At 65.6% G+C, this 12,819-nt stretch carries 15 protein-coding genes, 1 riboswitch and 1 other annotated feature; of the genes, 9 read left to right on the forward strand and 6 right to left on the reverse strand.

Annotated elements, in window-relative coordinates; all coding sequences use genetic code 11:
- The first annotated feature begins 21 nt into the window (after positions 1 to 21).
- Positions 22 to 138 (forward strand) — a sequence feature (AL1L pseudoknot).
- From ACTICP_RS08420 to ACTICP_RS08455, 8 genes are all read left to right on the forward strand, one after another.
- The gene (locus tag ACTICP_RS08420) at positions 61 to 987 is read left to right on the forward strand and encodes an IS3 family transposase (RefSeq protein WP_441891329.1); all 927 of its coding nucleotides are present in this window, start codon (positions 61 to 63) and stop codon (positions 985 to 987) included. Its footprint overlaps the feature before it by 78 nt.
- 243 nt (positions 988 to 1,230) lie before the next feature.
- Complete coding sequence (locus ACTICP_RS08425; protein ID WP_441891331.1) at positions 1,231 to 1,953, forward strand: hypothetical protein; 723 nt, start codon at positions 1,231 to 1,233, stop codon at positions 1,951 to 1,953.
- Between the two features lie 81 nt (positions 1,954 to 2,034).
- Positions 2,035 to 2,147, forward strand: a riboswitch (SAM riboswitch).
- A 43-nt stretch (positions 2,148 to 2,190) separates the two neighbouring features.
- On the forward strand, positions 2,191 to 2,712 hold the full coding sequence (locus ACTICP_RS08430) for a hypothetical protein (RefSeq protein WP_441891333.1): 522 nt from the start codon (positions 2,191 to 2,193) through the stop codon (positions 2,710 to 2,712).
- 122 nt (positions 2,713 to 2,834) lie between these two features.
- Positions 2,835 to 3,131, forward strand: a complete 297-nt coding sequence (locus tag ACTICP_RS08435; protein ID WP_441891335.1) for a hypothetical protein — start codon at positions 2,835 to 2,837, stop codon at positions 3,129 to 3,131.
- A gap of 481 nt (positions 3,132 to 3,612) precedes the next feature.
- Positions 3,613 to 4,239, forward strand: coding sequence for a LysE family transporter (locus ACTICP_RS08440; protein WP_441891337.1), 627 nt, complete (start codon positions 3,613 to 3,615; stop codon positions 4,237 to 4,239).
- Between the two features lie 28 nt (positions 4,240 to 4,267).
- Positions 4,268 to 4,615 (forward strand): metallopeptidase family protein, encoded by a 348-nt coding sequence (locus ACTICP_RS08445; protein ID WP_441891339.1) that lies wholly within the window; start codon positions 4,268 to 4,270, stop codon positions 4,613 to 4,615.
- A complete protein-coding gene (gene clpS, locus ACTICP_RS08450) occupies positions 4,612 to 4,908 on the forward strand; it encodes an ATP-dependent Clp protease adapter ClpS (protein WP_441891341.1) in 297 nt (98 codons plus the stop codon). Before ACTICP_RS08445 ends, clpS begins: the two co-directional genes overlap by 4 nt.
- A complete protein-coding gene (locus ACTICP_RS08455; protein WP_441891343.1) occupies positions 4,905 to 5,411 on the forward strand; it encodes a DUF2017 family protein in 507 nt (168 codons plus the stop codon). Before clpS ends, ACTICP_RS08455 begins: the two co-directional genes overlap by 4 nt.
- On the opposite strand, the gene ACTICP_RS08460 is transcribed toward ACTICP_RS08455, so the two are convergent.
- The 6 genes from ACTICP_RS08460 to gatC are packed head-to-tail and all read right to left on the reverse strand — an operon-like array spanning position 5,412 to position 11,020.
- Positions 5,412 to 5,993 (reverse strand): hypothetical protein, encoded by a 582-nt coding sequence (locus ACTICP_RS08460; RefSeq protein ID WP_441891345.1) that lies wholly within the window; start codon positions 5,991 to 5,993, stop codon positions 5,412 to 5,414.
- Positions 5,977 to 6,297 (reverse strand): hypothetical protein, encoded by a 321-nt coding sequence (locus ACTICP_RS08465; RefSeq protein WP_441891347.1) that lies wholly within the window; start codon positions 6,295 to 6,297, stop codon positions 5,977 to 5,979. Before ACTICP_RS08465 ends, ACTICP_RS08460 begins: the two co-directional genes overlap by 17 nt.
- 37 nt (positions 6,298 to 6,334) lie before the next feature.
- Positions 6,335 to 7,591, reverse strand: a complete 1,257-nt coding sequence (gene dinB, locus ACTICP_RS08470) for a DNA polymerase IV (RefSeq protein ID WP_441891349.1) — start codon at positions 7,589 to 7,591, stop codon at positions 6,335 to 6,337.
- Positions 7,592 to 7,647: 56 nt separating this feature from the next.
- Positions 7,648 to 9,180, reverse strand: a complete 1,533-nt coding sequence (gatB, locus tag ACTICP_RS08475; protein WP_441891351.1) for an Asp-tRNA(Asn)/Glu-tRNA(Gln) amidotransferase subunit GatB — start codon at positions 9,178 to 9,180, stop codon at positions 7,648 to 7,650.
- Positions 9,180 to 10,724: an Asp-tRNA(Asn)/Glu-tRNA(Gln) amidotransferase subunit GatA gene (gene gatA, locus ACTICP_RS08480; protein ID WP_441891353.1), complete on the reverse strand. Its 1,545-nt coding sequence runs from the start codon at positions 10,722 to 10,724 to the stop codon at positions 9,180 to 9,182. Before gatA ends, gatB begins: the two co-directional genes overlap by 1 nt.
- Complete coding sequence (gatC, locus tag ACTICP_RS08485; RefSeq protein ID WP_441891355.1) at positions 10,721 to 11,020, reverse strand: Asp-tRNA(Asn)/Glu-tRNA(Gln) amidotransferase subunit GatC; 300 nt, start codon at positions 11,018 to 11,020, stop codon at positions 10,721 to 10,723. Before gatC ends, gatA begins: the two co-directional genes overlap by 4 nt.
- 60 nt (positions 11,021 to 11,080) lie before the next feature.
- On the opposite strand from gatC, the gene ACTICP_RS08490 reads away from it, so the two are divergent.
- Positions 11,081 to 12,781: a long-chain-fatty-acid--CoA ligase gene (locus ACTICP_RS08490; protein ID WP_441891357.1), complete on the forward strand. Its 1,701-nt coding sequence runs from the start codon at positions 11,081 to 11,083 to the stop codon at positions 12,779 to 12,781.
- Positions 12,782 to 12,819 lie beyond the last annotated feature (38 nt).

The raw sequence follows: 12,819 nt of genomic DNA on the forward strand, positions 1-12,819 counted from the left end.
CGAGATCCTCAAGGCTGCGAGCGTGTTTTTCGCGAAGGAGCTCGACCGCCCCTGATCGAGATGATCCGGTTCATCAATGAGTACCGGGATCGTTTCGGGGTCGAGCTCATCTGCCGTGTCCTTCGGCCGGCAGTCCAGGGCTTCCTCACCGCGCGCGGCTACCGCGCCGCCCTCGGCCGTGCACCCTCGGCGCGACAGCTGCGTGACGACCTCCTGGTCCCGGAGATCGCCCGGTTGCACGCGGAGAACTACGGCGTCTACGGGCGCCGCAAGATGCACGCGCTGATGCGCCGGCAAGGGTGGGAGATCGGCCGCGACCAGACCGAGCGCCTCATGCGGCTGGCCGGAGTGCGGGGCGTGAAGAAGTCGAAGCGGGTGTTCACCACGCGCACCGACAAGACGGCTGCGTTGCCGAGCGATCTCGTGAACCGCCGCTTCACCGCACCGGCGCCGAGGCGGCTCTGGGTCTGCGACGTGACCTACGTGGCGACGTGGTCCGGGTTCGCGTATGTCGCGTTCGTGACCGATGTCTACTCGCGCCGAATCGTGGGGTGGAACGTGGCGTCGACGCTGCGGTCCGAGATCTTGCCGATGCCGGCACTCGACATGGCCGCGTGGGGCGCCGGCGGGCGCCTCGACGGGCTGATTCATCATGCGGATCATGGGTCGAACTACACCGCGATGGTCTACACGGAGAGGATCGTCGAACTCGGCGCCGTCCCATCGACAGGGACCGTCGGCGACTCGTTTGACAACGCGATGGCCGAAGCCGTGAACAACCTCTACAAGACCGAGCTGATCCGTCAGCAAGGACCTTGGCGCACCGTTGAGCAGGTCGAGCTGGCGACACTCGAGTGGGTGTGGTGGTGGAACAATCACCGCCTCCACGGCGAGCTCGACATGCGCACCCCGATCGAGGTCGAGGAGGCGTACTACGCTGACCTGGAATCAGTCAGTCCGACACCTGCCGGACAAGGCTCCCGCTAGGAACGAAAGTCAGGCCGATTCACCGTGCCCGTGCCGAGACAGCTGTCAATACCATCGTCCAGCTGACGCAACGAAGGGTTACGCACCGTCCTCCCGACGTGCGACGACATCCCGAGACCAGTCGATCAATCTGAGCGCGTGTTCGAGGTTGCTTCAACGGTGAAGCCCAAGCGCCTACACGATATCTCGCTAGGCTTAACGTATCGCTGTTCTTGAAGCGCATAAAAGATGGGGTGAATTGCTGTGACCGAGTCGAATGCCGAGCGATTCCTCAACGCATTTTCTGAGATAGAAGAAAAGCTTGCGCAACAGCAAGGTCGTCGGGAAAAGGGTGATGACTGGGCACCGTTCGGGGAGATGCTCACTAGTTCCACCACGCTCTTACAGCGTCAGAAGGACTCGCTCCGCCAGTACGCGAAGCTACGGAATGCGATTGCGCACGGAAAGCGTTTGGGAGGAAAACCGATCGCGGACCCTCGCGAAGACACCGTGCACAGTATTGAGAAGATCCGCGATGATCTGCTGAGACCGCCTCGACTGGTAAATGCGCTCTCCGATTACGGGCGGCCCCAGGTTTTCGAGTTGGAAGACAGTATTAGTGCGTTTCTATCTCTCGTGGTGGAGAAGAGCTTCTCGCAGGCGCCGGTGCGGGACGGTGAGTCCTACCGTCTCATTACTACCAATGCCGTGGCTCGGCATCTCGCACCCAGCCTGATCGAGCACGACATCGTCGGAACTGCCACAATCGGCGAAGTGTTGGAGTTCGCCGAGACCGGCGACCGCCTCGAAATGCTCACGCCTTCAGCGACCGTACTGGAGGCTATCAATCTGTTCTCTGGTGAAGCCAGCACCAAAGTTGAGCCACCGAGCGCGCTCTTGGTGCTCGATGCCACGAAACAACACCTGCCGCAACTGCTGTGTTCGAGGGCAGACCTCTCGGTGCTCTACGCACAGCTGGATGTCTGAGCCAGACACCACACTGGACTCGGCGAGTGCTTCCGAGTGGCCCCGGCAGAATGTCCGACGACCGTGGTACGGTCTTTGCAGGTTCAAGAGTTGTAGCTTTCGGTACCTGGCTGGCTGCACGGCAACCCTCTCCATCGAGCGGGGTGCCCCAGGGGAAGAACCGGCGTGAGCAACCGTTCACGCAAGTCGATGGATGCCCGCGTGTGCGCACGTTGGGCTCTGGTAAGGATCATTCCTATGTCTATTTCCCTTGTTGGCTCCGGCGCTGGCGCAGCAGATGACCTCAACCCTGCGGAGGGGTGGGGCGAGGTGCCTGAAGCGGATCGACCCCTGTGGTCTCGCTATATGGTCGACCATTGTCCCTGGTTCCCGGGTGTAACGGTGATGAACTTCATCGCAGGTGGCGTCATGAACGGAGGCACCCGGGCCCCCAAGATCTGGAAGGACACGGCCGCGGATCTGCACAGGGCCGGGTTCACTCCGATGCAGTACTACCTGCTGGCCGAGCTGTTGTCGGGTGCGCGAAAGAACGGCGACCTCGACGAATCAGCTCATGGGCACCTCTTCGAGCAGTGGTTCCAGGGGTCTCCCACTTTCTTTCGACTCGCGGCGGAAGCCTGGAAGCCTTGGCTTGAGCGCCTGGAGCGTGCAGAGTCACCGCGTCGTGCGCTCACGCACATCCTCAGCCCGGGAAACGTGCCGCCGTTGGGCACGCTGATCTATAAGACCGGGGAGCCCACACGGGTCGTCTCTGACTGAGTGCATGGGTGGCGTCCCGCTCGGCCCGGGGGACGCCACCCACATCCGCAGTCCCGATCGAAGACTCGAACGCGACATTTCTGCTGCCTGGCGAGACAATCGTGCCGGCCAGAGTTGAGAATGTGGTCGCAACTGAGCCTCTCCCAAACGGCATCGACGGGATTCTGGAGTACGTTGCCCGCATGGCCGCCGGGTATGACTCGGGTCTGAAATGGAATGAAGAAGACAAGCTTCGCGCAGACATGATGAATCGGCCCGATCGTTGGCGAGACGTCACGGTCGAGCAAGTTCGAGCGAAATGCCGCGCGCTCGGCATGCGGCCCAATGACATCGACACGATCGCGGCTTATGTGCAGAAACGTAAGGACGGGAAGCGCTTCAACGTGGAAAGCTCCTACAAGACCTTCCAATTCAAGTAGAACTCACCATAGATTTCTCTTCCAGCGCACCAGCAGAGGCGAGCGTTGAGCGTACCCGCTTGCGATCAACGCCGAGAGTCCGTGCGATGGCGCGCATTGAGATACCGCCACCGTGAAGCCTCACTGCCTCAGCGGTTTCGTCGATTGTGAGTCCAGGCTGGCGGCGCACGACGTTGTTCCGGGTGAGGTGCTTCGAAACTGTGGCGCGGTGCACACCATACTTCTGAGCCAGGTATCCGACGCTGAGTCCGGCGAGGTAATCATCGACCAGACGATCCACTTCTGAGGGAGTGAGAAAGGTTTGAGGATTCCCAATCGTCCTTACGACTGGCCCCCGAACGTCCTCAATCGGGGTGCTATCGACCCGCTGAGATACCCGGTATACCCCTCGTTTCCAGCGGGAAATCAACGTTTTTAGCTTCGGGGAAGGGTTTGAGAACTGTCTACGTAGGGACCCCAATCGTTGTCAGAGGATCCATCCGTGTCGCTGACCGTCTGGCTCTCCCTGCTCACCGCATCAGTCGTGATCAGTCTCACTCCGGGTGCTGGCGCGATCAACACGATGTCGAACGCGCTCGCCCATGGCTGGCGCCGTTCGGTGTGGGGCGTCATCGGCCAGCAGCTCGCCCTGATTGTGCACGTCGTCATCGTCGCAGCCGGGGTCGGTCTCCTCGTCGCCCGGTCACCAGTACTGTTCGACATCGTCCGCTATGCGGGTGCGGCCTACCTGGTCTTTCTCGGCATCCGCATGATCTTCGCGAGAGTGCCGGAGCCGGCAGCATCCGACGGATCTGCTCCCCCGCGAGAAGGCCGGTTCTCGATGATTCGCCGCGGTTTCTGGGTGAACGTCCTCAATCCCAAAGCAATCGTCTTCTTTCTGGCGTTCGTGCCGCAGTTCGTCCGCCTCGACGAACCGGCGCTGCCGCAGTATCTGATCCTCATGAGCACGGTCATCGGCGTCGACGTGATCGTGATGTGGGGCTTCTTCGCAACCGCGGCTCGACCGTTCCGAGCACTCACCCGAACGCGCCGAGGCCTCCGCGCCCTCAATGCCCTCTTCGGATCGTTGTTCCTGCTGGTCGCGGCCCTCCTGCTCTTCGTCCACTGAGCCCCGCACCCGCGTAGGCTGGACGACGATGGAGATGGATGCTGCGACCTTCGAGAAACTCGTCGTCGACGAGCTCGATCTGCTTCCCGACGAGATGGTCGAGGGGCTGGAGAACGTGGTGTTCGTCGTCGAGGATCGTCCCGAGGACGGCAGTCTCGACCTGCTCGGACTCTACGACGGGCTCGCCCTCACCGAGCGCGGGCACTACGGCATGGGTGAGCTGCCCGACCGGATCATCCTCTACCGCGAGCCGCATCTCGCACAGGCGGCGGACGAGACCGAACTGCGTGATGAGGTGCACACGACGCTCGTGCACGAGATCGCGCACTTCTTCGGGATCCCGGACGACCAACTTCATGAGATGGGATGGGCATGAGCATTCCGCTTTCGGCACCGGACCTCGATGAGGCGACGGATCTGCAGGCGGCTCCCCTGGAGCCGTGGCAGGTGGTCGTCTGGAACGATCCGGTGAACCTCATGAGCTATGTCACTCGCGTCTTCCGGACCTACTTCGGCTACTCGGCCGAGCATGCCACAACGCTCATGCTCGCCGTCCATCATGACGGCCATGCCATCGTCGCCACCGGCCCGCGCGAGACGATGGAGGTGCATGCGCAGGCCATGCACGACTACGGCCTCTGGGCGACAGTACGGAAGGCCCCGATGTGAGCACCACCGAGTTCCGCTTCCCCCTCGCCCCCATCGAGGGCATGCATCTGGCCGGCCTCGTCGACGAGCTCACCGCCGTGATCGCCGACAGCGATGAGGCGGCCGACCCGGGCCTCGCCCGCCTCACCCCGAGCCCCTACCCCGGGGATGCCGAGGCTGCCGCCGAATTCGCCATGGCCACCCGGGATGACCTGCTTGATCGTCGCGCCGCCGATGCCGCCGTGGTACGCCGCACGCTGGAGCCCTTCATCGATCAGGAGGCGCCGGGCGATCGGTCCGACGATCACCTCGAGATCGTGATCCGGAGCAACGAGGTCGATGCCTGGCTGCGCACCCTGACCACGCTGCGCCTGGTGATCGCCACGCGGCTCGGGATCACAGCCGATGACGGCGACCATGATCCCGACGATCCGCGGTACGGCGTCTACGACTGGCTCGCGTTCCGTCTCGACGGTCTCATCGCGATCGCGGATGCCCTGGACGACATGCCAGAGGACCTGTGATCAGGGAATCGTGACCGTCAGCGTTGCGAGGTCCCGTGGCGCATGCCGCTTGATGTGACTGTCCTCCTGAGCCGCCCAACGGTCCCAGTGCGGACGGAATCCATCACCGTCGCGGTCCAGCGCGCGATGCTTTCGCGATGTCTGGGGCGACTCGACCCACACGCGCACATCGGCCAGACGAGACGTAGCGGGGTTCAGCGCGCCGCAGCCTTCCAAGATCACGCCGAGCGCAGGCGTCACGGCATGCGCCTCTGCCTCGGCATCGAGCTCCCAGTCCCACCGACGCCAGGTGCTCAACAGACCGCGGGCGTGGGGGCGCAGCACGTCGTGCAGCGCCGTTTCGACTCCGGCGTCGAGCCCGTCCCACCCGGGGTAGAGGGAGTCGAGGGCGATCAGCTGTGGTCGACCGGCCAACGGCCAGTTCGCGGCCACCATGCGCGACAAAGTCGTCTTCCCCGCTCCGGCACGTCCGTCGATGAGCACCACTGGGTTGGATGCCGCCACAGCCACGATCGCGTCGATGACGTCCGCGGCACCGCGCTTGAGCGCCAGTGCGAGCGGATCGCTACTTCTTGAGGGCACGGATCACGCGCGCCAGCGCCCGCCCGGTGACACACACGAAGGGCACCGCGACGGCGAGCAGGGCGACGAGGTTCGGCTCGAAGCGCAAGCCTTCCTCACGGCGAACATATACGCCGAGCGGAATGGAGACGCCACCGCCGCCACCACCACCGTTCTCGTCCTGATCGGCGCCTCCGCCGAAGCCGGCCCAGGTGAGGGCGACAGGGGTGATGCTCACTCCGTCGACGTCCTGCGGCTCACCGTAGGCGCTCTTCACGCCGAAGGAGGCGATCTGCTTTCCGAGGTCCAGTGCGATGTTCGGCATAAGTCCACGCTACAGGGCGAATGATGACGCCGGGAGCTCAATCGACGCCGTGATCCTTCGGATGGCGTGCCGCACCGCGACCGTCCCCGCGACCGACGTGCCTGGCACGCGTGATCGTGGCGCTGCCGAAGCGCGCCCTGGCATCATCGAGTGCCCCTTCGACCTTGCGCCAGTGTTCGTCGTCGTCCCACAGCGCGAATGCCGAACTGCCAGCGGGACGGAGCTTCTCGGCACGCACCCCGACCAGGCGGATCGGGTCGCGGCGATCGATCGACTCGTACAGGTTCTGCGCGGCGGCGCCGATCCGCTGCCCGACGGACGTCGGTTCGGCGAGAGCCTGCGAACGGTTCACGGTCGTGAAGTCGTCGAAGCGGATCTTGATCGCGACCGTGCCGCACTCCCAGTCGGCACGACGCAGTCGCACGGCGACACGGTCGGAGAGCCGCAGCAGTTCGGCCCGCAGGAACTCGCGGTCGACGATGTCGACGTCAAAGGTCTCTTCATGGCCCACGCTCTTCTCGACCCGCTCCGTCTCGACGGCGCGCGCGTCCTCGCCGCGTGCGAGCTGCGCGATGCGCGCGCCGAGCGCGGGACCGACGGCGCGATCGAGCATCTCCTGTGGTGAATCGCGAATGTCGCCGATCGTCCGGATACCGCGGGCCTCGAGCGCCTCGGAAGCCTTGGGTCCGACACCCCACATCGCCCGGACCGAGCGCGGCGCGAGGAAGTCGAGCGTGTCCGCGGCCGCGACGATCAGCAGACCGTCGGGCTTCGAGATCGTCGATGCCATCTTCGCGACGTGCTTGGTGGCGGCGACACCGACACTGCATGTGATTCCGACCTCGGCGTGCACGCGCTCACGCACGAGCTGCGCGATCCGGCCCGGGCTCCCCCACAGCCGCCTGACACCCTGCACGTCGAGGAACGCCTCATCGACGGACAGGGGTTCGACCAGCGGAGTGATCGACTCGAACACCGCCATCACCTGCTTGGACACGGCCTGATAGCGATCGAAGTGCGGCGTGACGATCTTCGCCGTCGGGCACAGGCGCATGGCCTGCCCCACGGGCATCGCGGCACGGACTCCGTAGCGCCGCGCTTCGTACGAGGCGCTCGAGACCACCGAGCGGCCGTCCGGCGCGCCGATGATCAGGGGAAGTCCGTGCAGCGACGGGTCATCGAGGATCTCGACGGCCGCGTAGAAGGCATCCATGTCGACGTGCAGGATGCGCGTGCCGGAGTCGTCCGCACCGTCGGGTGAGACGATGCGGCCACGTCCGTCACCGCGCCCCATGGGTCCATTCTCGCTGAGACCACCGACATCCGCTCGCCATGCCGGGGACCGACGCGCTACTGGGCGGCGCGCTCGAGGATGAGCTCGCGCACGCGCGCGGCGTCGGCCTGACCCTTCATGGCTTTCATGACGGCGCCGATGATCGCACCGGCGGCCTGCACCTTGCCGTCCTTGATCTTCGCCATCACGTCCGGCTGCGCGGCCAGTGCCTCATCGATCGCGGCGATGAGCGCCCCATCGTCCGAGACGACGGCGAGCCCGCGGGCATCCACGACCTCCTGCGGCGTGCCCTCGCCGGCGATGACGCCCTCGAGCACCTGGCGGGCGAGCTTGTCGGTGAGGGTTCCCTCGTCGACGAGCTCCTGCAGCGCGGCGACGTTCGCCGGCGTGATGAGCTCAGCGGCATCCGTGTCCTGCGCGTTGGCGAGGCGCGAGATCTCACCCGTCCACCATTTGCGAGCGGCGGTGGGGGTGGCACCGGCGGCGATGGTCGCCTCCACCTCGTCGACCAGGTCGCTGTTGCGCACGTCCTGATACTCGAGGTCCGTGAAGCCCCACTCCGCCTTGAGCCGGCGACGGCGGGTCACCGGCTGCTCCGGCAGCGCCGAGCGCAGCTCCTCGATCAGCTCGGCCGCCGGCTGCACGGGCAGAAGGTCGGGCTCGGGGAAGTAACGGTAGTCATCAGCATCCGATTTGGGGCGACCGGGCGAGGTCGCGCCGGTGTCCTCGTGCCAGTGCCGGGTCTCCTGCGTGATCGTCCCGCCGTCGGCGAGGATCTGCGCCTGACGCTGGATCTCGTACCGCACGGCGCGCTCGACCGAGCGCATCGAGTTGACGTTCTTCGTCTCGGTGCGGGTGCCCAGCGGTGCCGGCTCTTCACCTTCGGCAGCACGCGGGCGCAGCGAGACGTTCGCATCGCAGCGCAGGTTCCCGCGCTCCAGGCGAGCCTCGGAGATTCCGAGGCTGCGCACGATGTCGCGAATCGTGGACACGTACGCCTTGGCGACCTCGGGGGCGCGGTGGTCCGTGCCGAAGATCGTCTTGGTGACGATCTCGACCAGCGGGACGCCGGCGCGGTTGTAATCGACCAGTGAGTACTCCGCACCCTGGATGCGACCGGTGGAGCCACCCATGTGGGTGAGCTTGCCGGCGTCTTCCTCCATGTGCGCACGCTCGATCGGCACGGTCACGAGCGTGCCGTCCTCGAGTTCGACCACCACAGAGCCCTCATAGGCGATCGGTTCGTCGTACTGCGAGATCTGATAGTTCTTGCCGAGGTCGGGGTAGAAGTAGTTCTTGCGCGCGAATCGGCTGGACTCGGCGATCGAACAGTTCAGCGCGAGACCGAGGCTGATCGACGAGCGGATCGCCGTCGCGTTCACTGTCGGCATCGCCCCGGGAAGCCCGAGGTCGACCGGCGCGATGAGCGTGTTGGGCTCGGCGGCGTGATACTTCTCGTTCGCCGGGTTCGGGGCATTCGAGAACATCTTCGTGTTCGTGTTGAGCTCGACGTGCACCTCGAAGCCGAGCACGGGCTCGAACAGTTCGAGGGCCCGCTCGAAGTCCATCAGCTTTGCCGCGGCGGCCATCAGCGGTTCCCTCCTGCGAGCTTCGTCGAGCTCTGCTCGCTCACTAACTGGGGTGCGCGGGTGAGCAGCGGGGCTCCCCACGAGTCGACGAGTGCGGTCTCGAGAGCGGCACCGACCCGGTATAGCCGAGCGTCCTCGCGCGCCGGGGCGAGGAACTGGATGCCGACGGGCAGGCCATCCTCCTCAGCGAGGCCGGATGGGATCGAGATGCCGGGGACGCCGGCGAGGTTCGCCGGGATCGTCGTGACATCGTTCAGATACATCTGCAGCGGGTCGTCGATCTTCTCGCCGATCTTGAACGCCGTGGTGGGCGCCGACGGCGTGGCGATCACGTCGACCTGTGCGAACGCGGCATCGAAGTCCTGCTGGATGAGCGTGCGCACCTTCTGTGCACTGCCGTAGTAGGCGTCGTAATAGCCCGCCGAAAGCGCGTAGGTGCCGAGGATGATGCGGCGCTTGACCTCGTCGCCGAAGCCGGCCTCACGAGTGGCGGACATGACTTCTTCCACCGTGGGGCTGCCGTCGGGGGTGACGCGCAGGCCGAAGCGCACCGAGTCGAATTTCGCCAGGTTGCTGGATGCCTCGGCGGGCAGGATCAGGTAGTACGCGGCGACGCCGTACTCGAAATGCGGGGTGGAGATCTCGACGATCTCGGCGCCGTTGGCCTCGAGCAGGTCGAGCGAGGCGCGGAAGGACGCTGCGACGCCGGGCTGGAACCCGGAGTCGGGCAACTCCTTGATGATCCCGACCTTCAGTCCCGTGAGCACATCACCGCGCGCACCCTCGCGGGCGGCATCCGCGAACGAGGGCCAGGCGTCGGTGAGCGAAGTGGAGTCCTGCGGGTCGTGACCGGCGATCACGTCGTGCAGGAGACCTGAGTCGAGCACCGTGCGGGTGACGGGGCCGACCTGGTCGAGGCTGGATGCCAGGGCGATCGCGCCGTAGCGGCTCACCCCGCCGTAGGTCGGCTTGATGCCGACCGTGCCGGTGACGTGGGCGGGCTGGCGGATCGATCCGCCGGTGTCCGACCCCAGGGCCAGCGGTGCTTCGAACGCGGCCACCGCCGCTGCCGAACCGCCGCCGGAGCCGCCGGGGATGCGGTCGAGGTCCCACGGGTTGCGGGTCGGGCCGTACGCGGAGTGCTCGGTGGAAGAGCCCATCGCGAACTCATCCATGTTCGTCTTCCCGAGCGGCACGAGACCGGCAGCGCGTGAGCGTGCGACCACGGTCGCGTCGTAGGGCGACAGATAGCCCTCGAGGATCTTCGATCCGCTCGTGGTCGGCTGGTCAGTGGTGACCAGGACGTCCTTGATCGCCAGAGGAACGCCGGCGAGCGGATACAGCTGCGCCCCCGCCGAACGTGCGCTGTCGACGGCGTCGGCTGCGGCCAGGGCACCGTCGTTGACGTGCAGGAACGCGTGCACGTCCCCATCGACGGCCGAGATCCGATCCAGGTGCGCCTGGGTGGCCTCGCGGCTGGAGATCTCGCCGGCCGTGAGTTTGTCTGCGAGCTCCGCAGCGGTGAGGCGGATGATGTCGCTCACTGCTCCTCCCCCAGAATCGCGGTGACGCGGAAGCGGCCGTCGGCGGCATCCGGGGCGTTCTGCAGCACCTGCTCGTGCGTGAGCGTCTCGCCGACCTCATCAGGGCGGAAGACGTTCGCGAGCGAAATCGGGTGACTCGTCGCGACGACGTCTGGCGTCGCGACCTGCGAGACCTTCGCGATGTTGTCGACGATGGCGTCGAGCTGGCCCGTGAGCCGCGTCACCTCGTCGTCGTTCAGCTGGATGCGCGCGAGCACGCCGAGATGGCGCACAAGATCAGGGGTGATTTCAGACACCGCCCCAGTCTAGTTGGCGCTCCGCGAACGACCCGCCGACGATCAGAATAGGCTGGGGCCATGACGACGTACGATCCCCCTCGTCCCTGGATCACCAGCTATGCCGACGGGGTTCCGGCAGACCTTCCACCGGTCAGCGGTTCGCTCATCGATATCGTCGCGGCATCCGCGCGAGATTTCCCGGATGCTCCGGCCCTGGAGTTCTTCGGTCGCGCCACGACCTACGCGCAGATGCAGAGCGCGATTGATCGTGCGGCCGCCGGGCTCCACGCCCTCGGCGTCCGCGCCGGGGACCCGGTGGCGATCGTGCTGCCGAATTCGCCGCAGCACATCATCGCCTTCTACGCCGTCCTGCGCCTCGGAGCCGTGGTCGTCGAGCACAATCCGCTGTACACGCCCCGCGAGCTGCGCAAGCAGTTCGAGGACCACGGCGCCAAGCACGCCATCGTGTGGAGCAAGGTCGTGAAGACCGTGCAAGAGTTCCCCGCCGATCTCGCTGTCACCTCGTTGATCTCCGTTGACGTAACCACGGCGATGCCGTTCCTCACCCGAGCGGCACTCCGGCTGCCGATTGCGAAGGCCCGCGAGTCGCGCGCGGCTCTCACGGAGAAGGTGCGCGGTGCGATCCCATGGAAGCAGATCGTCGGGTCTGCACCACTGCCTGCATCGCATCCTCAGCCCTCCACCGACGATCTCGCGATCATCCAGTACACGTCGGGGACGACCGGAACCCCCAAGGGTGCGGCGCTGACCCACCGCAACCTTCTCTCCAACGCCGCACAGGCACAGGCTTGGGTGCCGTCGATCCAGCGCGGCAACGGCTGCGTCGTCTATGCCGTGCTGCCGATGTTCCACGCGTACGGCCTGACGCTCTGCCTCACCTTCGCGATGTCGATGGGCGCGCGGCTCGTGCTGTTCCCGAAGTTCGATCCCGACCTGGTGCTCGATGTGGTCAAAAAGCACCCGCCGACGTTCCTGCCGCTGGTCCCGCCGATCGCCGACCGTCTGCTCGCTGCGGCGAAGGCGAAGGGCATCTCGCTCGCCGGCACCGAGGTCGCGATCTCCGGTGCCATGGCGTTGCCGCATGAACTCGTCGTACCGTTCGAAGAGGCCAGCGGCGGGTATCTCGTCGAGGGCTACGGGCTCAGCGAGTGCTCCCCCGTGCTCATGGCGAATCCGGTCGCCGACAATCGCGTCGCGGGCACCGTAGGGCTCCCGCTGCCCGGCACCGAGTGCCGGGTCGTCGACCCCGATGATCCGGCGCAGAACGTCGAGCCCGGTACAGCCGGAGAACTCGTCGTCCGCGGCCCGCAGGTGTTCTCGGGGTACTACGGCAAGCCGGAGGCCACCGAGGAGGCGTTCGCAGACGGCTGGTATCGCACCGGTGACATCGTGACGATCGACGACACCGGCTTCGTGCGAATCGTCGATCGCATCAAGGAACTCATCATCACCGGCGGGTTCAACGTTTCGCCGACCGAGGTCGAGAACGTACTGCGTCAGCATCCATCGATCGACGACGTCGCCGTCGTCGGACTTCCGAGCGATCATTCCGGAGAAGAGGTCGTCGCCGCCGTGGTGATGGATGCCGGAGCAGAACTCGACGAGGAGGCGCTGCGGACGTTCGCCCGCGGAATCCTCACCCCTTACAAAGTGCCTCGGCGACTGTTCGTGGTCGACGAGCTGCCGAAGTCACTGATCGGCAAAGTGCTCCGTCGGCAGGTCAAGGAGAAGATCGTCGCTCTCACCGGGAGCGACTGAGAGCGCGTTCTCCCAGACAAGAAGGTGCCCGGGGCGCT

Source organism: Microbacterium sp. (assembly GCF_052102115.1).
Lineage (GTDB): Bacteria > Actinomycetota > Actinomycetes > Actinomycetales > Microbacteriaceae > Microbacterium.

Coding starts and splice junctions, on each gene's coding strand:
- ACTICP_RS08420 (WP_441891329.1), top strand. CDS start 61: ATGATCCGGTTCATCAATGAGTACCGGGATCGTTTCGGGGTCGAGCTC.
- ACTICP_RS08430 (WP_441891333.1), top strand. CDS start 2,191: ATGTCTATTTCCCTTGTTGGCTCCGGCGCTGGCGCAGCAGATGACCTC.
- ACTICP_RS08445 (WP_441891339.1), top strand. CDS start 4,268: ATGGAGATGGATGCTGCGACCTTCGAGAAACTCGTCGTCGACGAGCTC.
- clpS (WP_441891341.1), top strand. CDS start 4,612: ATGAGCATTCCGCTTTCGGCACCGGACCTCGATGAGGCGACGGATCTG.
- ACTICP_RS08465 (WP_441891347.1), bottom strand. CDS start 6,297: ATGCCGAACATCGCACTGGACCTCGGAAAGCAGATCGCCTCCTTCGGC.
- dinB (WP_441891349.1), bottom strand. CDS start 7,591: ATGGGGCGCGGTGACGGACGTGGCCGCATCGTCTCACCCGACGGTGCG.
- gatB (WP_441891351.1), bottom strand. CDS start 9,180: ATGGCCGCCGCGGCAAAGCTGATGGACTTCGAGCGGGCCCTCGAACTG.
- ACTICP_RS08490 (WP_441891357.1), top strand. CDS start 11,081: ATGACGACGTACGATCCCCCTCGTCCCTGGATCACCAGCTATGCCGAC.